The sequence below is a fragment of the Natronococcus amylolyticus DSM 10524 genome, assembly GCF_000337675.1.
Classification (GTDB): Archaea; Halobacteriota; Halobacteria; order Halobacteriales; family Natrialbaceae; genus Natronococcus; species Natronococcus amylolyticus.
This window is the reverse complement of record NZ_AOIB01000033.1, coordinates 76,982-94,459: the sequence shown is the minus strand read 5'-3', so window position 1 is coordinate 94,459 and position 17,478 is coordinate 76,982. Positions and strand designations below refer to the sequence as shown.

18 protein-coding genes and 5 pseudogenes are annotated in these 17,478 nt (G+C 64.4%); 11 read left to right on the top strand and 12 right to left on the bottom strand.

The genetic code is table 11. From position 1 onward, the window contains the following. The 3 genes and pseudogenes from C491_RS17270 to C491_RS17260 form a co-directional block, all read right to left on the bottom strand. Positions 1 to 728: threonine synthase (locus C491_RS17270; RefSeq protein ID WP_005558649.1), on the bottom strand; the 728-nt coding region annotated here is incomplete at its 3' end. Between the two features lie 139 nt (positions 729 to 867). Further along, positions 868 to 1,020 (bottom strand): annotated as a pseudogene (locus C491_RS17265) (ATP-binding protein); the annotation flags it as partial. A gap of 80 nt (positions 1,021 to 1,100) precedes the next feature. Beyond that, positions 1,101 to 1,403 (bottom strand): hypothetical protein, encoded by a 303-nt coding sequence (locus C491_RS17260; RefSeq protein ID WP_005558645.1) that lies wholly within the window; start codon positions 1,401 to 1,403, stop codon positions 1,101 to 1,103. A 423-nt stretch (positions 1,404 to 1,826) separates the two neighbouring features. Between C491_RS17260 and C491_RS17255 the strand changes: the two genes are divergently transcribed. From C491_RS17255 to C491_RS17240, 4 genes are all read left to right on the top strand, one after another. Then, on the top strand, positions 1,827 to 2,333 hold the full coding sequence (locus C491_RS17255; RefSeq protein ID WP_394295455.1) for a DUF7437 domain-containing protein: 507 nt from the start codon (positions 1,827 to 1,829) through the stop codon (positions 2,331 to 2,333). Between the two features lie 204 nt (positions 2,334 to 2,537). Next, positions 2,538 to 3,809, top strand: coding sequence for an RNA-guided endonuclease InsQ/TnpB family protein (locus tag C491_RS17250; RefSeq protein ID WP_005558639.1), 1,272 nt, complete (start codon positions 2,538 to 2,540; stop codon positions 3,807 to 3,809). 156 nt (positions 3,810 to 3,965) lie between these two features. Continuing rightward, the gene (locus tag C491_RS17245; RefSeq protein WP_049892244.1) at positions 3,966 to 4,196 is read left to right on the top strand and encodes a UPF0175 family protein; all 231 of its coding nucleotides are present in this window, start codon (positions 3,966 to 3,968) and stop codon (positions 4,194 to 4,196) included. Beyond that, the gene (locus C491_RS17240; RefSeq protein ID WP_049892236.1) at positions 4,193 to 4,711 is read left to right on the top strand and encodes a hypothetical protein; all 519 of its coding nucleotides are present in this window, start codon (positions 4,193 to 4,195) and stop codon (positions 4,709 to 4,711) included. Before C491_RS17245 ends, C491_RS17240 begins: the two co-directional genes overlap by 4 nt. Before the next feature lie 734 nt (positions 4,712 to 5,445). Here C491_RS17240 and C491_RS22140 read toward each other — a convergent pair. Next, positions 5,446 to 5,767, bottom strand: a pseudogene (locus C491_RS22140) (sugar phosphate nucleotidyltransferase); the annotation flags it as partial. Next, positions 5,768 to 7,009 carry a carboxylate--amine ligase gene (locus tag C491_RS17230; protein WP_005558630.1) on the bottom strand — a complete coding sequence of 414 codons (1,242 nt, stop codon included), beginning with the start codon at positions 7,007 to 7,009 and terminating at the stop codon, positions 5,768 to 5,770. Between the two features lie 266 nt (positions 7,010 to 7,275). Between C491_RS17230 and C491_RS17225 the strand changes: the two genes are divergently transcribed. Further along, positions 7,276 to 8,628: an LLM class flavin-dependent oxidoreductase gene (locus tag C491_RS17225; protein ID WP_206537578.1), complete on the top strand. Its 1,353-nt coding sequence runs from the start codon at positions 7,276 to 7,278 to the stop codon at positions 8,626 to 8,628. Positions 8,629 to 9,075: 447 nt separating this feature from the next. On the opposite strand, the pseudogene C491_RS17220 reads toward C491_RS17225, so the two are convergent. Next, a pseudogene (locus C491_RS17220) lies at positions 9,076 to 9,405 on the bottom strand (sugar phosphate nucleotidyltransferase); the annotation flags it as partial. 241 nt (positions 9,406 to 9,646) lie between these two features. Between C491_RS17220 and C491_RS17215 the strand changes: the two are divergent. Then, complete coding sequence (locus C491_RS17215; protein ID WP_005558625.1) at positions 9,647 to 10,246, top strand: DUF5789 family protein; 600 nt, start codon at positions 9,647 to 9,649, stop codon at positions 10,244 to 10,246. 123 nt (positions 10,247 to 10,369) lie between these two features. On the opposite strand, the pseudogene C491_RS17210 reads toward C491_RS17215, so the two are convergent. Further along, positions 10,370 to 10,987 (bottom strand): annotated as a pseudogene (locus C491_RS17210) (GDP-mannose 4,6-dehydratase); the annotation flags it as partial. Between the two features lie 76 nt (positions 10,988 to 11,063). On the opposite strand from C491_RS17210, the gene C491_RS17205 reads away from it, so the two are divergent. Beyond that, positions 11,064 to 11,357: a UPF0175 family protein gene (locus C491_RS17205; protein WP_005558621.1), complete on the top strand. Its 294-nt coding sequence runs from the start codon at positions 11,064 to 11,066 to the stop codon at positions 11,355 to 11,357. After that, entirely contained in the window at positions 11,357 to 11,845 is a 489-nt protein-coding gene (locus tag C491_RS17200; RefSeq protein WP_005558619.1) for a hypothetical protein, read from the top strand. The genes C491_RS17205 and C491_RS17200 overlap by 1 nt, the downstream gene beginning before the upstream one ends. Positions 11,846 to 11,994: 149 nt before the next feature. Here C491_RS17200 and C491_RS17195 read toward each other — a convergent pair whose 3' ends face one another. The 3 genes from C491_RS17195 to C491_RS17185 form a co-directional block, all read right to left on the bottom strand. Beyond that, on the bottom strand, positions 11,995 to 12,207 hold the full coding sequence (locus tag C491_RS17195) for a hypothetical protein (RefSeq protein ID WP_005558617.1): 213 nt from the start codon (positions 12,205 to 12,207) through the stop codon (positions 11,995 to 11,997). 86 nt (positions 12,208 to 12,293) lie between these two features. After that, positions 12,294 to 12,476 (bottom strand): DUF7563 family protein, encoded by a 183-nt coding sequence (locus C491_RS17190; RefSeq protein ID WP_005558615.1) that lies wholly within the window; start codon positions 12,474 to 12,476, stop codon positions 12,294 to 12,296. A gap of 216 nt (positions 12,477 to 12,692) precedes the next feature. Then, on the bottom strand, positions 12,693 to 13,043 hold the full coding sequence (locus tag C491_RS17185) for a hypothetical protein (RefSeq protein ID WP_005558613.1): 351 nt from the start codon (positions 13,041 to 13,043) through the stop codon (positions 12,693 to 12,695). A gap of 401 nt (positions 13,044 to 13,444) precedes the next feature. Between C491_RS17185 and C491_RS17180 the strand changes: the two genes are divergently transcribed. Both C491_RS17180 and C491_RS17175 read left to right on the top strand, forming a co-directional pair. Then, positions 13,445 to 13,687, top strand: coding sequence for a helix-turn-helix domain-containing protein (locus tag C491_RS17180; RefSeq protein WP_005558611.1), 243 nt, complete (start codon positions 13,445 to 13,447; stop codon positions 13,685 to 13,687). Positions 13,688 to 13,693: 6 nt separating this feature from the next. Then, on the top strand, positions 13,694 to 13,897 hold the full coding sequence (locus C491_RS17175) for a hypothetical protein (RefSeq protein ID WP_005558608.1): 204 nt from the start codon (positions 13,694 to 13,696) through the stop codon (positions 13,895 to 13,897). Positions 13,898 to 14,029: 132 nt separating this feature from the next. Here the strand turns inward: C491_RS17175 and C491_RS17170 are convergent, their stop codons facing one another. Further along, positions 14,030 to 15,376, bottom strand: coding sequence for a S8 family serine peptidase (locus tag C491_RS17170; RefSeq protein WP_005558606.1), 1,347 nt, complete (start codon positions 15,374 to 15,376; stop codon positions 14,030 to 14,032). Positions 15,377 to 15,632: 256 nt separating this feature from the next. Beyond that, positions 15,633 to 15,815 (bottom strand): annotated as a pseudogene (locus C491_RS17165) (NAD-dependent dehydratase); the annotation flags it as partial. Positions 15,816 to 16,169: 354 nt separating this feature from the next. Here C491_RS17165 and C491_RS17160 point away from each other — a divergent pair. Next, the gene (locus C491_RS17160; RefSeq protein ID WP_005558602.1) at positions 16,170 to 17,477 is read left to right on the top strand and encodes a nucleotide sugar dehydrogenase; all 1,308 of its coding nucleotides are present in this window, start codon (positions 16,170 to 16,172) and stop codon (positions 17,475 to 17,477) included. The last annotated feature ends 1 nt before the right edge of the window (position 17,478 follow it).

Sequence of the window (17,478 nt, the reverse complement as noted above, 5' to 3'; positions counted from 1 at the left end):
GTACAGCCGTCGCCCATCGAGAAGACGAGCCAGTCGGGGACGTCTGCTTGTGTCTGTTCGGCGAGTTCGTGGCCGACCGTCCGTTTCCCTTCGACCTGGAAGGGGTTGATCGCCGCGTTGCGGTTGTACCAGCCGTACTCGTCGGTGACGTTCATACTGAGGTCGTAGGCCTCGTCGTAGCTCCCCCGGACGGCGAGGACGTCGGCGCCGTAGACGAGCGGCTGGGCCAGTTTCTCTTTCGGGGTGTCGTTCGGCACGAAGAGTCGACAGTCGAGCCCGCCGCGGGCGGCGTAGCCGGCCAGCGACGCCGCGGCGTTGCCCGTCGACGCACAGGTCACGACCTCCCGGCCCGCGTGGGCGGCCTTCGTGACCGAGACGCTGGTCGCCCGGTCTTTGAGTACGCCCGTCGGGTTGCGGCCGTCGTCTTTGATGCGGGTGTCGACGCCCAGCGCCTCGCTCAGTCGCGGGGCGTCGTGGAGCGCCGTGCCGCCTTCCTGCAACGTCACGGGCTCCGCGTCGTCGGCGACGGGCAGGAACGCCCGGTACTTCCACTGGCTCTCGATTCGGCCGTCGAGCGGTTCGTCGAAGCGTTCCTGGATGAGATCGTAGTCGTAGGTGACCTCGAGGATCCCCTCGACGCCGGGATGGTTCGCACAGGTGTAACGGAGGTGGTCGGGGTCGTACGTCTCGCCACAGCGGGTACACTCGAGCGCTCGGACGTGTCTCATGGGTGACCCACACAAGGAACGACGAGCGGGAGAAGGTTTCCCCCGTGGACGGTCCTGTCCCGCCGGGAACGAACCCGTTCGTCCCTCGATCGGCGGCTCAGTATTCGGGTGCGGTCGACGGCGACGGATCGAACCGAGACACTCCGTCATCGCACTCGGCAAGCGAGTGCTGAACGAGTTGTGTTTTCCCAAGGCGCCGCCGACCGAAGATGACGACCATCTCAGCGTTGTCGGAGTCGTAGCACCTGCGGAGCCGTGAGAGCGCATCCTCCCGGCTGACGAAGCGCTCCATATCTATCCGCGATCCCACCAGCGAATAATGCTTCCGAGTAGCCTATTTTAAAATAGGCTATTCTGAAATTGGTTCGCTACTCAGTAGGCTGTTCTTCCGCAGACTCGTTCGACTCGAGGAACTCGGAGTTTCCCGACCGGAACAGCGACCCAGCCGCGGTCGGACACGTCCAGCCCACCAGGCGAGGAGTCCGTCTCGTCGGCACGGCCGTCGGATCTCCGCTCGTCTGCGTCGGCAATCGACCGCTCGTCGATGACGTCGTAGTCGTCGGTGACCTCGAGGATCCCTCCGACGACGGGATGGTTCGCACAGGTGTCGCGGAGTCGGTCGGGCTCGGCCGTCTCGCCACAGCGCGTCCACTCGAGCGCTCGGACGTGTTTCATGAGTGGGAGACGAGCGACTGGCGGGAGACGGTTTCCCTCCGGTGGACGGCTCTCTGTTGTCGACCCGGACGATAGGTGGCCGATGTGGCTCGAGTGTTCTTCGGTAGACCCTGCTGTCGCGCGCTCGAGCGTCGCTCGTGGGCTGATCGGTGCCGGAGCGCTCACGCTGTATGATCGTCCGTGCGGGTGCCCAGTTTTCTCCCGGCTGCGACGGAGTCGCTTCGGCGGATTCGAGCCGGGTTGGACACGCGACTCCGGGATCGACGCCCGATAGGACCAGGCTGGTCCTCCGGACGGATGACTCACAGTCGCGGCGCTCGAGGGCGTCGACATCCAGTCCTACGATCGCCGCACGAGCGGCTCGTCCCACTCTTGGTGAGAGGAGCGTCCCGTTCAGTCGGCAGTCGCCGGCATCGCTGCGTCCTGGAGCCGCTGTTCGGCTTCCTCGCGATCCTCGGGGTAGCCGACGTCGATGCGCCAGCCCTCGAGATTCCACGAACGACGGTCTACTCGGATACCGGAACGCTCGTCGATCTTGGCGTTCTCGAGCGCGACGAATCGCAGAAAACCCACACCTATACTGCAGTTCCAGTGCTGCTGACCGCAAATCTGGATGGTGCTGAGTATACCATTACACCAACGCTCATCGAAGCCGTTGGACGCTCTTCGCGAGATCAAGACCTTGGCCTCGTACTCGAGAAGCATGGGCTCGGGAAACTTGCTGCCGCGCTCACCTACGCGATTCCGTACGTCGACGGCGGAATGAGCGAGCGTGTCGCTGCCCGCGAGTTGGGCGTCCAGCCAGCATTCGGCATCGCCATCCTCCAGGCGCTCCGTGATGTGGTTCTCGACATGCGGGCGGTTGATCCGTACTTCGAGCACGTCCAGAACGCACGTGCGCATCCGCCGGCCGAGAACCACTCCGAGTGAAGCCGACACTTGGTGACACCAACCATCGAGGTGCAACACGGTACAGCGATGTGGGTTCACAGGCGGTACGAGGCGGATGCCCCGACCCTTGAGGTCGGGGAGGAAGCCGACACTCGATGAAACCCGCCACGCTCGCTGACAGGGCCGACTCCTCTCCCCACACGTAAATTTTTATTAGACAACAATTGTAAATGTGAACCAGAGATGGACGACGCGCCACGACGCACGATTCCAATCAAGCTCGACGTGTCCGAAGAGCGTCGTGGCGACCTCCATCAAACCAAAAGCCAATTCCTGCACTGCGCCAACCGCACCAGCGAATGGGCGTGGCGCTACGACGACTACTGTGTCACCAGCAAGAGCAAAGCCGAAAATTCCCTGTACGACGAGTTGCGTGAGGAAACCGACCTCACCGCCAACCTCGTCCAGAAAGGCATCCGCCGCGCCATCGAAGCCGTCGATGCAGGCGTCGAAAAACTGCAGCAAGGCGATCAGACGAGTCAACCAGAGTTTGACTCGTGGAGCGTCGTCTACGACAAACGGTCTGCGTCATTCAACGATGACCACGCCACGCTGTCCACGCCGAACGGCAGAGTCACCACTGAGTACGTCCTCCCACCCGAGGACGAACGCGAAGACACGCCGTTTGGCAGGTATTACGAGAGTGACGACTGGGATGCGTCGAGCGCCACGCTCCAGTATGACGAGCAGGATGACACGTTCTACCTGCACGTCACGCTGAAGAACCCCGACTACACGGTTGACAGAACGGAACGCCAAGAAGCCAGTCACGACGATGATGGTGCCGAGAACGGAGTGGTTCTCGGTGTTGACCTGAACGTGACTGGCGCGTTCGCCGTCACCTCCACGGGAAAGTTCATCGGCAGTGCGGACTACCTCACCCACAAGCGCGACCAGTACGAGAAACGCCGTGCCCGCCTGCAACAGACGGGTACACGGTCCGCTCACCTCACGATTCAGTCCATCGGCAGTCGGTTCTCGGATTGGTCGCTGGACTGGCTCCACAACCGCGCCAACGACCTCATTGCGGAAGCCCAAGCCACGGATGTAGACGGCATTATTTTTGAAAACCTTGACCACATCCGCGAGAACATTGCGAACGAGTCGAAGTTCCAGCAGTGGGCGTATGCGAAGTTCGTGGAACTCGTGGAGTACAAGGTTGAATCCACGGCGTTGTTCGTGGATACGGTGAATCCTGCGTACACGAGTCAGCGGTGTTCGCACTGTGGGTTTACCCACAAGGACAACCGCGACGACAAAGAGTTCGCGTGTCAGGACTGTGGGTATGAGGTGAACGCGGATTACAACGCGGCGAAGAACATTGCGAAACGATACTGCGGGTATATCCATCGCGGGCAGAAGTCTCGCGGTGGATGGGCAACCAGTCAACTGGCCCTCGAGTCAGGGACGTTGAACGTGAACGGCGAGTACACGCCTTCCGCCTTGCGCGGATAGAACGGGAGTCCACTGACAAGCCTCGGGGCTTGACCCCGAGGCGGTTGACACGTTGCGTTCCGAGTTCAGCGTCTACCAACAAAGAACGGATCCCGGTCAGAGATGCTAAACGAGGACACATTAATGACCGTGCATCCCCTCCCTTTAGAGAACCCCATGGCCACTGATCGTCGCAGTCCTCAGGTCGACACTACCGAAGAGCTCGCTACTACCATCGGGCTCTACGTCCTCGGCGAAATCTCGCTCGGGAAGGCCGCAGAGCGAACGGGTGTTACTCGCTGGGAGATGGAAGAGATACTCTCCGACGCAGGGGTAGAAGTTCGCCTCGGGCCACAGAATAAAGACGATCTTGAGGACGAGGTTGAGACGGCTCTTGACCTTGAATGAGTGAGGCATTTTCGCGACCGGTTGTTCTCGACGCGACAGTGTTGAGCAATTTTGCGGGTACAGATTCTATCGCATGGCTTACCGCAACGTTTGATGAGCTGGTAACCGTCCCTGCAGTCAAAAAAGAACTTCACCAAGGGATTGAGGTTGGGTACGAGCATCTCACGCCTGCGCTCAGGGCTATTGAAGATGAAGCGATCACGATTGACGAAGCCGCACCTGCGGAACTTGAGCAAGCATACCCAAACATTCGTGACCGGCTTGACCCGGGTGAGGCAGAAGCGTTCGTGACCGCCGACAGAAGTGAAGGGACGCTCGTGACTGATGATGGTACGGCTCGTCAACTCGCGTCCGCGTCCGATATCAAGCTGACGGGCTCAATTGGGTTGCTGGTTCGCGGTGTCGCACAAAACGAACTCACAATCGAGACAGCTGATGCCTGGCTTGCGACCTGGATTGATGAGCGCAATTACTACGCTCCGATCGAGAGCGTTAGTGATGTACTTCCTGACTAGTGGTCCTGTGCAACCTGTAGTCGGAGATCGGGTTCAGGTCGCAGTGAATACACAGCGCGAGTGTTGCACGTCATCTGACCCGATCTACGAACGGTAGTGACTGGTCAGTGGAGACGGTGCACGTAACACACTCACTACACGCAGACCTAAACCGAATTGATGATGAGCGCACGCATTGCGGGTCTGTGAGATCGAGTCCGGTCAGTGGGCCGTGGTTGTCGACGGTCAACCGGCGAACTCGTCGCCAGCCAGTGAGTCGATCGCGAGCGAACGTTTTTCGGGTTTCGATACGTTCGGAGAGCCGTTCACGACACCACGGTCCCACGAGCCACCGCTGAGGACGCGGGGACGGTCCTCGAGTAGGCGTCGGCTGCGGGCACGGACCTCGCGGTGGTGTCGATGGACGGCGACCCGGCGTCGACCTTTGGTTCTACGGTGATCCGTATCCTCGAGAGCCGGTCGCTTACGCCGTTGCACGTCCTCGGCACCGAGACCACCGGGCTGCGGTGTCGGCTTTCCCGAACACTGCCTTCCCGACTCTTCTGTGGTGGATCGCGGTTCGTGCGCGGCTCCGCAAGCACACTGCGTTTACGGGTACCGTTCGCGATGCAAAGCAGTACGGACAGAGCTTCAGGGTCACGAACGAGGGGGTTTTCGCTTCTTTCGCTCTCGAGGCCACGCCGCGGTGGTGGGCGGTAACTGTTCAGTCGGCGGTCGCCGGCACCGTCTTCTGGAGCCTTTTTTGGCCTCGCGGGGTCGCCGACGTCGATGCGCCAGCCCTCGAGGCCGATCGCGTCGATAGTGGGTCCCGACTGGAGCAGCAGGTCGACGGCGTCGCTGCGCTCGTCCTCGTCGCGGTCGGCGGGCTGGACGAGGTGACAGGCGTGGAAAATGGTGGGCGTAAGGGTGTCAAAGCCGGTCCTCACGAGATTCGAGGGTGGATCGGCTTCTCGATCACGTCGGTGAGCTCACCGTCGGCGTTGGTCTCAAGATCTCGTAGCGAGAGGCTTCCTCCCACGAGACCTCCTCGACGAGGAAGGCCGCATCCGCACGGTCTCAGCAGGCGCAGTAGTACTCCCGTCCGGAGAACTCCGTCTCGAGCAGTTGTGCCGTCGGTCCCGGATCCGACGGCCGGTACACCGCCGTCGTCAGTCCGCCCTCCATTTCCTCGAACGCCCCCGAGACGAGTGCCCGCCAGTGGTCGCCCTCGAGGGCGGTCGGCGTCGTGTCGTCGGTCGCGAGCAACGAGACGTAGTCCTTCAGGGAGACCCACAGCGCGTCCCGCGACGGGTCGGGCTCGTACGTGGCGTCGGTCACGGCGGCGTAGGCCGCCGCCGGCAGGTTCGCGCCCGCCGTGACCGGCATCTCGATCCACTTCCAGGGGCGGGTGTTGATGTCCAGCAGGACGTACTCGTCTCGGTCCGCGTCGTAGACGAACTCCGCCTCGCTGATGCCGTGGTAGCCGGTCTCCGCGAGGACGTCGAACGCCCGCGCCTCGAGGGCCGGCCGGTCGACCCGCTCGACGACACAGGAGCTCCCGAACGAGCGCGGGTAGCGAAGCATCGGGTTCCCGACGACCGACAGCGCGTCGTCGACGCCGCCGGGCGGGACGTAGGAGGCGACCGAGCAGTCCTCGCCGGGGGCGACGGGCACCCGCTCCTGGGCCATGATCCGAACGTCGGCCTCCTCGGCGGCCGCGACGATCTCGGCGAGCTCCTCGCTGTCGGCGACCTCGACGACGTTGGTCCCGATCGCCTCCTCGAACTCGCGCTTGCGGGCGGGTTTGACCACGAGCGGGAATCCGAGGACTTCGGCGGCTTCCTCGGGGCTGGTCTCGCTCAACCGGTACGTCTCGGGGTAGGGGACGCCGAGCTCCTCGGCGATCGCGTACAGCGACTCCTTGTCGAGCACCCGTTCGATCCCCGCGGCGTCCGAGAACGGCCGGCGGAGGCCGTCGACGTCCGCGGCGGCGTAGGCGTGGACCCACTCGTCCATACACGGAAAGGCGACCACGTCCGAGCCGACGGCGTCGACGACCGCCTCGAGATCCGCCTCGAACCCCGCCTGGTCCTCGAGCGGGTAGGTGATCCGCCCGGCGTAGTCGATCGCGTTCGACGGCGAGGCGAGACCGTCGCCGTTGCGATCGAGCGCGATGACGGGGACGTCGACGGCGTCGAGCGCCCGCGAAACGGCGAGGCCGGTGTAGTGGGCGTTCGAGACGACCGCCGGCGGCCGGTCGAACGACGCCGACTCGAGATCCGCGAGCAGCGACGAGAGCGACTGGAACTGCGTTGCCATACCTCTCGATGGCTCGCTTCGGGACAAAAGCGCACGAGAACCGGACAGTGGTGCCGGCGTCGGTGACGACCGTGCCGGCGTCGACCCCTGTTCAGGACCGCTCGAAGTCCGCTCGTCTGCGCCGATCGACTTCCGGACGACGTCACCCGTTCGTCGTGATCGTCGAGGGACGGCCGCGTCCGCGACGCCGGACGTCGGTGGTCCCGACAAGATTCGCCACCTCCTCCTGGTTCTTCGGATTTCGATTCGTAACTCGCCGTACACCGATGCATCTCAACCTTTTCACCATGAACGCTCCCGAGCACGTCTCGCCCGGCTCGTGGACGTATCCGGGCGACGACTCGACCCGGTACACCGACCTCGAGTACTGGACCGAGGTCGCCCGGACCGCCGAGCGCGGCGGGTTCGACGCCGTCTTCTTCGCCGACGTGCGCGGGATCTACGACGTCTACGGCGACGATCGCCACACCGCGGTCGAGCGCGGCGTCCAGACGCCGGCCAACGACCCGCAGCTCGTGGTGCCGGCGATGGCCGAGGTGACCGACGAGCTCGGCTTCGCGGTGACGCGCTCGACGACCTACACCCACCCCTACCAGCTCGCCCGGGAGTTCTCGACGCTCGACCACCTGACCGACGGCCGAGTGGCGCTCAACGTCGTCACCTCCTATCTCGAGTCCGCCGCCCAGAACCTCGGCCTCCACGAGCGGATGGACAAGGAGACGCGCTACGACCGCGCCGACGAGTTCCTCGAGGTCTGTTACGCGCTGTGGGAGGACTCCTGGGACGACGAGGCGGTCCGGACCGACGCCGAGACCGGGGTGTACACCGACCCCGAGGGAGTCTCGACGATCGACCACGAGGGCGAGTTCTTCACCGTTCCCGGCCCCCACGGTTGCGAGCCGTCGCCACAGCGAACGCCCGTGATCTACCAGGCCGGCTCCTCGGACCGCGGCCGCGAGTTCGCCGCCGCGAACGCCGAGGCCGTCTTCGCGAGCCAGCCGACGGAGGCAGGGGTTCGCGAGTACATGACCGATCTCAGGGAGCGCGCCGCCGCACACGGCCGCGATCCCGACTCGCTGCGCTTTTTCATCGGGGTCGTCCCGATCGTCGGCGAGACGGAGGCGATCGCGCAGGCGAAGTACGACGCTTACAAAGCACACGTCGACGTCGAGGCGACGCTTGCGCTCCTGTCGGGCTTTCTCGATATGGATCTCTCGGAACTCGATCCGGATCAGAAGGTCGAACACATCGAGACGGACGCGATCCAGGGGACGATGAACGCCTTCACCAAGTCCCAGCCCGACCGGGAGTGGACCGTCCGGGAAGTCGCGGAGTTCTGCGGGCTCGGGACGACCTCGCCGAAGATCGTCGGCACCCCGGAGACGATCGCCGACGAACTCCAGTACTGGCACGAGGAGGTCGGGGTGGACGGCTTCAACGTCAAGGAGGTCGTGCGGCCGGACTCGCTGCGGGATTTCGTCGACCTGGTCGTGCCCGAACTCCGCGAGCGGGGGCTCCTCTCGGAGCGCCGACCGGGCGCGACCCTTCGGGAGCGCCTCACCGGAACCGACGAGTCGCGGCTTCCCGCCGACCACCCGGGGTCGCCGCGCACCGACTGAGCGAGCGGGCGACGGCCTCACGGACGCCGTTGTCCCACGCCACGCAGCCGGTTGGTCGACCGGTCCCGGAGTGAGGGCGCTCGGGCGACGCCTCGAGCACGACGTCGATCGCTGTCGCTCCTCGAGAGCGACGCACAGCGGTCGCAGAGCGGGGGTGAGGAGGGGAGCAACGACCGCGACGATCCCGATTCGAACTCACCGCCCGGACGGAATACAGAAACGACTGGTATTCGGACTCCCGCCTGAAACTCGCGGTGCGTACAGCGACCTTTGTTACCGTGGGCATCGGCTGACGCCGACGGCCCCGGCAAACACCTTCGATAAAAAAGGCCGACAGCTCGCCCACAGGACTCGCCGTCGCTCGCCAGCTACTCGCTCGGCTCTCGGAGCGGGGAGATCCACGAGTGTCCGTGTTCCGGACCCGTCAGTGACGGTGCGGAGTCCGCTTCAATCAGCAGTCGCCGGCACTTCGGCGTCCTGCAGCCGCTGCTCGGCTTCCTCGCGATCCTCGGGGTAGCCGACGTCAATGCGCCAGCCCTCGAGGGCGATGGCGTCGATCGTTCGGCCGGACTGGATGCGCAGGTCGACGGCGTCGCTACGCTCGTCCTCGCCGCGATCGGCGGGCTGGACGAGATGACAGGCGTGGAAGATGGCGGGCGTAACGGTGTCGAAGCCGGTCATCACGAGATTCGACGGCGGGTCGTCGGGCTTTTCGACGACGTCGGTGATCTCGCCGTCGGCGTTGGTATCGCAGACGCCGTAGCGAGACGCTTCATCTCGTCTCGCTTTTGCGCCGTCTATTCAGCAGCCACCGATCGTTCCGCCGAACTCTCTCACATTTTCTGCTGTACACCGCAGACGTCTTCAGCACTCACCCACCGGTATTCCTTGGCCGTTCGGAGAACCAGCCGACCCGACGAGCGATGAGCGGGCCACTCGAGTTCACCGGCTGGCGTCCCCGTTCGGGAGTCCCCGGTGTCGGGCATAGAGCTATTCGGCTCGAGGGGCAACCTCCGGTATGGCAGACGATAAACGCGGTCGAAATAAGCAAGCACGCAACGCCGAGAGACGCCAGCGAGAGCGCGAGGTCGCCGCGGAACTGGAGCGCGGGGACGAAGCGGAGCCACCGGTGGACGCGGGGGAGCTCGCCGATTTCGAGGCGGAGCTCGAAGCGGTGACGTTCCCAGCGACGGGGACCGAGGTCGTCGCGGCGGTCGGCGACCGCGAGATCGAATCGGTCGAGGGGAGCTACCGTCTCGAGGAGCTGGTCCCGGAGACGGACGCGGAGACGTTCGACGCTCCGGCCGCCGTCCTGGTGCAGGTACAGCGACCGACGGTTGCTGAGGCCATGAAACAGGTCGTGGAAGCCAGCACGACGCTTCGGAATCCGGCGTTCAGTCCGGCACAGCGCAAGGCGTACGAGAAGACCTTCCGGGAACTCAAAGCGGTCGACGCTGTCGACGACGACGAAGGGATCCAGGCCATCAGCGACTGGATCGTCGAGCGGATCCAGGATAAAGAAACGCTCCCCTCGTCCCGGGCGGTGCGCCGAGAAGCGGCGAAGTTCTGCCGGGCGAACGGCTATGAGGTCCGAAACGACGAGTGGCTCGGGATCTAGGCCGCTCCCGGAGTCGGTATCGGGTCCGTTCGAGACGGTGGTCGTCGTGGCGTCCGCAACGGTCACCGGAGTTCGTTGTCTCGTGCAACGGCTCCGACTCGAAACCGTCCGATCGCGTGTTCGTTAGGACTGACGCACCAGCGGCTCGTACCACTCGCGGTTGGTCTGGTACCAGTCGATGAACTCGCGGACGCCCTCGCGGATGTTCTGCGTGGGCTCGTAGCCCAGCAGGTCGTTCGCTTACGAGATGTCGGCGTGGGTGTGTTCGGCGTCGGCTTCGCGGGCGTCGGTGTACTCGAGCTCGAGTTCGGGCGCGAGTTCGTCACGGATCACTTCGGCGAGCGTCTCGATGTCGATGGTGTCGGTGCTGCCGACGTTGATAAGCTCGCCGTCGGCCGCGTCCTCGGTGAGGAGTTTCCGGTTGACGTCGACGACGTCGTCGATGTAGGTAAAGTCTCGAGTTTGGTTGCCGTCGCCGTAGATCACGGGTGGTTCGTCGTTGAGACACCTCGAGACGAAGTTCGAAATGGCCATGTTCGGGCGCATCCGCGGGCCGTAGACGGTGACGGAGCGCAGTGAGACGGTGGGCAGGCCGTACACCTCGCTGTAGACGCGGGCGTACTGCTCGCCCGCGAGTTTGGAGACGTCGTCGGGGCTGACGGGCGTCGTCGGGTGGGCTTCGTCGGAGGGCAGGGACTCCGGTTTGCCGTAGACCGAGGCGGAGCTGGCGAGGACGACGCGGGCGCCGAAACAAGACGGGTGCCGTGGGGTTTCGCCGTTACATCTATACTGTAACGTAACGCATTCAATCGTAACGATGAAGACCGTCACCACACGCCTTCCTGAAGACGACGAAGCGGCGCTGTCCGAGCTCGAAGAAGAGCTGGCAGCAGACCGGTCAGAGGTTCTTCGCCGTCTCATTCGGGACGGACTCGAGGAGTGGCGAAAAGAGAAGGCACTCACCCAGCTTCGAGACCACACCATCACCCTCCGCCGTGCGGCCGAAATTGCCGATGTCCCGTACGTTGAGATGCTGTCACTCGCCGCAGACGAAGGCATCGAGACGGGCTACACGACCGATGATCTCGAACGCGACCTCGAGAGAATTTGATGGTTGTCGTCGATTCGTCGGCGTTGATTCCGCTTGCATGGGTTGGTCGTCTCGACCTCATCTCGGCAACCTTCGATGAGATCCGGACGACTGAACTAGTCCGAGATGAAGTACTCGTCGACGGGAAGCGAGGAACGGCAGCGCTGACGGCATTTCTTGACGACGTTCCGGCGTGCGAGACGTCTCCCCAAGCCGAAGAAGTCGCATCGTTGGAAGGGATCGCAGTCGCCGATGCATCTGTGATTCTACTGGCGGATGACGGAGAGGAACTGCTTCTCGCTAATGACAAAGGGCTCATCGCGGTCGCTCGGACTCACGGTGTCGAGTGTTGGTGGGTGACAACGCTGCTACTGAAGTGTACCAAAGAGGGGGTCGTGACGTCCGCAGAGGCGACCGACATTCTGTATGACCTCGTGGACGCAGGGATGAATCTCCACCCGAAAGTGTACTCCCAAACCCAACAGAAACTGGACGAGTTAGGGGAGTAGTCCACGTTCGATTCGAATACAGAACCCGCTCTCCCGGAGTCGGTATCGGGTCCGTTCGATACGGCGGTCGTCGCGGCGTCCGCAGTGGTCACGGGAGTTCGTTGTCTCGTGCAACGGATCCGACTCGAGACCGTCCGATCGCGTGTTCGTTAGGACTGACGCACGAGCGGCTCGTCCCACTCGCGGGTGGCCTGGTCCCAGTCGATGAACTCCCGGACGCCCTCGCGGATATCCCGCGTGGGCTCGTCGCCCAGCAGGGCGTTGGCCGTCGAGATATCGGCGTGGCTATGTGACGTCGGCTGCTCTGGAGTTGGTGTCCTCGAGCTCTCGGCCACGCCGCGATGTGGGGAGTGGCCGGTCATCGGCCAGTGCCGACAGCTCTGCGTCCGGAAGCCAGTCTTCTGCCTCGTCGGGGTCCCCGGGAGAGTCGACGTCGGCTGCGGGCGGGTCAGGTCGGCCGGCTCGCTTTCGGCTCCCAGGGCGAGGACCCGCCTCCGTCCTCGACGCCGCCACCCTCCTGGAGCTGCCGATAGGTCGTACAGTTCGGACAGCCGGCCACCGCCCCCTCGACACCGAACACCCGGACGAAATCCCGGGTGACGTACCCCCCACAGTTCTGACAGTTTGGCATACGAGTACCGATACCAACGCCCCACTAATAACCGTGCTGGCAGGAGCAACGTGTCACCACCGGGTGGGGCGTGCACACCAGCGATCCTCGCTTTCGCTGTCCGCCCCGCCAGGAGGCCACCGCGGCCACCACGACACCGAGCCGGGAAGCTGCGATGCACTCGATCACGCGGGCGACACGCGAGTCGCGGGTGGCTCTGGATGGCTGTCGCCGTGGTTATCCCGGGTGTGACGAGGCGTCCTCGAGGACGGCGAGCCCGTAGAGGTCGACCACGCTACACACGAGGACCGCCAGCGGGACGGCGACGTCCCCGAAGCCGCCGGCCCGGAACAGGGTGAGGAGCAGCGGTTCCGCGAGCGTGCGTTCGGCCAAAACCGGCGCCGTGCTGAGCACCGCGAGGGTCGTGACACAGAGCCCCGCCCAGGCGAGTCCGCGACGCCAGTAGCCCGTGGCGGCGTGGCCCGCGCCCGGAACGAGGATCGCCAGCCCGTAGGCCAGCCAGGTGCGTCCGCGGTCAGTGAGGCTCCGGCCTCGCGAGACGAGCTCGGTCGGTGTCGAGACCGACATCAGCGATCGCCTCCCGCGGGGTGGAGAACCGGTCGGAACGGTGCTCGTGACTGCATGTCCGAACTGCCAACACCGGGCAGTATGAAAGTCAGTCAGACGGCCGTGTGACGCCTGTCAGAACGGATCCTCGTGGCCCGCAACGATCGGAGTGGGGTTCGGCTGCTGGCGTCGGTCAGTGGGCTCGTCTGGCAGAGCGAGTTCGCTCCGTCACCGGTCGGCCGTCGCCACCGGCTCCGAGTCCTCATTCATGGGCCTCGGGCAGCGTGTCGCGTCGGGCCGATCCAGACAGCTCGACCGACGCTAGATACTCCCGATTCGAACAATATGGCAAATTAACACACTTATATTACATTGGTTGTATGTACAGAGATATTAAGTAGTGGAAGGCCGTTTTTGGGAGTATGTCACTGAGCACAACCCAGCCGACCGCGACCGCCACCGACGCCGCCCGCGACGTTCCCGCGACGCTGCAGTCCCCCCGGACGAAGCTCGTCTACCTCTATCTCGCCCAGGGCGAGGCGTCGGTCGACGCGCTGCAGGCCGACCTCGACATCAGCAAGATCACGCTCTATCCGATCCTCCAGACGCTGGCCGGCCACGGGCTCGTCGAGCGCGCCGACGGCGAGACGTTCCGCTGCTGCTAACTGCCGATGGTCGACCCGCTTCCCGCGTTCGTCGAACTGGCGATCTATCTCTACTTCTTCGGGGTTGCAGCCCTCGGGCTCGCACTTCACAGTCGGCTCTGGCTTGCGCCCCGCGTTCGGGGCCGCTTGCACAGCGGTGGGTTCGTCGCCGCCGTCGCCGATCGCCGGCGGGAGTCGTCGCACCCACCCCGACGGAACCGTCGACCGTGACTGAAACCGCTGCTACGGAGCACGTATCGATCACCGTACCACTCGCTTCGGATGCGATCTACTCATAGATACAGAACGTCTCACTTCGATAACTTAGACCCAAGAAGGGTGCAGGGCGATTCCGGGTTGCTCTTAGAACCGTTCGACCGTGTTTAGCGCGTTGACCCGCCCCGCGCCGAGTTCGGGGTCGCCGCGGTTGTCCGCGACCTCCGCGCCCTTGCGGATAGCGTCGAGCACCTGCTGCGTGTTCGCGTCGGGATCGAGTTCGCGTACGAGCGCGGCGATGCCAGTGACCTGCGGGGCCGCCATCGACGTCCCCGCCAGCCACGCGTACGCGGGGTCGTCCTCGGCGTCGTTGTTGTTGCGATTGTTTCCGTTGCCGTTCCCGTTCTCGTTGTTTTCGTCGTCTTCGTCCGAGATGTACGTCGAGAAGACGAGGTTGAGCGGATGCGGCCACTCAGTCCCCGGGTCGACTGTCTTCTCCTCGGTTTCGTAGCCACCGCCGGGCGCGCCGACGTCGACGTCGTTTCGCCCCCAGTTCGAGTAGAACGAGAGCTTGTCGTTCGGACCGGTGGCGCTGACGCCGATAACGCCGGACAGCCCGTTCCAGAGGCGGAGCCAGCCGCCCTGCAGGTCGGTGTCGTCGTTGCCGGCCGACCCGACGTACAGCGTGCCCTCGCGTCGCCCGTAGTTGGCGACCGGCTCGAACATCTGGCGGTAGAGTCCGACGTTGTCGTCGAAGTCGGCGAAGTCCTGCGGGGCCATCATGAAACCGAGGCTGATGTTGGCGGCGTCCGCGCCGACGTCGGCGGCGTGTTCCATTCCGAGCATGATGTCGCCGAACGAGCCGGTGCCATAGCCCAGCACGTCCACGGAGACGATGGTCGCGTCGGGGGCCGTCCCGGTCATGAGGACGTCACCGGTGGCGGCCGCCGTTCCCGCGACGTGGGTGCCGTGCCCGTTCGGGTCGCCCTGGTGGTCGACGATTTCGCCGTCGATGATAGTCGCGCTCGCGTCGGTGTCGAGAGTCGAGAGGTCCGGGTGTTCGGCGACGCCGGTGTCGATAATCGCCACCGTCGTCCCGTCGCCTGTCGCGTGTTCCTGCGCCTCGCGCACCTCTTGGACCTGCTTGTCCCAGAGCAGCGTATCGTAGACGTCGTCAGGATCGTCCGGAATCTCGTCGTGTTCGTCTTCGAGAACCGGTTCGAGTTCGAGTTCGAGGTCCCGCAGGGCAGCCGCGACGCCGTCGGCGGTCTCGAGCGTCTCGGCCGCGTCGTCCGGGCCGGCAACCAACAGGACGTCGCCACCGGCGAGCTCGTTCAGCACGTCGAACCCGGCGGACTCCACGTCGGCCCCGTTCCCGTTCGTCCGTACGATGTACCGCGCCCGACCGTCGTCTGCCGACGCCAGTCCGGCGAACACGAGCGTCGCACTCGCTGCGCCGATTCCCCTGATCACGGACCGTCTGTTGAGTTCCATGCTGCGATCGGATCTCCAGCAGACTGATTGTTATCTGTTCTCATGATCTTCATTAATCGAAATAATGGGAACAATTAGGTCTGGTCGTGAGAATCGAGGCCGGGGAACGCCTCGAATCAGTTGTGACTCGAGCCGGAGCAGGTGGCGAGGCGTTCCATCGTCCGTCGACCGCCGACGGCCCGGCTCGAGCGCCAGTTCGTCGCCAGCGAGCCGATCGCGAGCGAACTGATTCCGGGGCCGGCGAGATCGGCAGGCGTTAGGACCGGCGCACGAGCGGCTCGTACCACTCGCGGTTGGTCCGGTACCAGTCGATGAACTCCCGGACGCCCTCGCGGATATCCCGCGTGGGTTCGTAGCCCAGCAGGTCGTTGGCCTTCGCGATGTCGGCGTGGGTGTGTGCGACGTCGGCTTCGCGGGCGTCGGTGTACTCGAGCTCGAGACGAGTCCTCGAGCGAAACCGGGTCGATTCTCCTCGAGCGGAAGTCGTGCTCGATTCCGTCAATAGCGCCGAGGGGTTTCGGTCGATCCCCTCAGCTGTCCTGAACGATCAATCAGTCATAATTGCGTCCAGCGACGGAGTTTGGCCGGAAAGGACTTTTTCGGTGACTCTCTCGAAACACTAGTTATTTGTGCTTCGCCAGCTATTTACTCTTCGTCTAAGAACATTGGTTCGACCTGACTATCGCTGGAATCGTATCTATCCCTGACCGCAAATGAGCCCCCCACACAGCATCCCCAAGAAAGCACCACGCATCGAGACGCCGACTACCGACCGACCGCGGAGGGTCGAGGCGTGAGCGAGTACCAGTACGAGGAGCCAGTCGAGACGACCGCGAGCGTCTGCGTCGTCGGACTGGGCTACGTCGGCCTCCCGCTTGCAGCCGCGCTGGACGCGGCGGGCAACAGCGTCACGGGATTCGACGTCGACCCCGACAAGGTCGACACCCTCGAGTCCGGCGTCGACCCGACCGGCGACGTCGGCGACGCGGCGATCGCCGAGGGCGGGATCGAGTACACCACTGACAGCGCCGACATCGCGAACGCGGAGTTCGTCATCGTGGCGGTGCCGACCCCCGTCGACGACAACGAGAAGCCCAACCTCGGGATCGTCGAGGGCGCCGCGAAGACGGTCGGCGAGAACATGACCGACGGGACGACCGTCGTCCTCGAGTCGACGGTGTACCCGGGCGCGACCCAGGAGGTGTTCGTCCCGGCCCTCGAGGAGGCCTCGGGGATGACCGCGGGCGAGGAGTTCGACGTGGGCTACTCGCCCGAGCGGATGGTGCCCGGCGACACCGAACACGGCCTGGCGAACGTCGTCAAGATCGTGAGTGCGTTGACCGACGAGGGTCGCGACGAACTGGTGGAGCTGTACGGCACCGTCGTCGACGCGGGCCTGCACGAGGCGCCGACGATCGAGACCGCCGAGGCCGCCAAGTGCGTCGAGAACACCCAGCGCGACGTCAACATCGCCCTGATGAACGAGCTGGCGATGGTGTGTGACGAGCTCGGCCTCGAGACCGAGGCCGTCCTCGAGGCCGCGGGCACGAAGTGGAACTTCCACGAGTACGAGCCCGGCCTGGTCGGGGGCCACTGCATCCCCGTCGATCCGTTCTATCTGCTCTACCAGAGCGAGCGCGAGGGCGTCGACCCCGAGCTCATCCGCACGAGCCGCGAGGTCAACGAGTCGGTCTCGGACCATCTCGCCGATATGACGATCCGGGCGTTAAACGAGAGCGAGAAGGTCCCCAAGAACAGCCGCGTGCTCGTCGCCGGGCTGGCGTACAAGCCCGACGTCGACGACATCCGCACCTCGAAGATCGGCCAGGTCATCGAGGAGCTCCAGGGGTACGGGATCGAGGTCGTCGGCTTCGACCCCCACGCCGACCCCGAGGCAACCCGGGAGGCGTTCGATATCGAGATCCAGGACGCCTTCGACGTCACCGACTTCGACGGACTCGTCATCGGCACGCCACACAGCGAGTTCCAGTCGCTGTCGCCCGCGACGCTGGCCGACCAGATGGCCGACGACCCCGTCATGATCGACATCGACGGCACGTTCGAGGACGCTGCCGAGCTGTTCACCTACCGGAGGTTGTAAC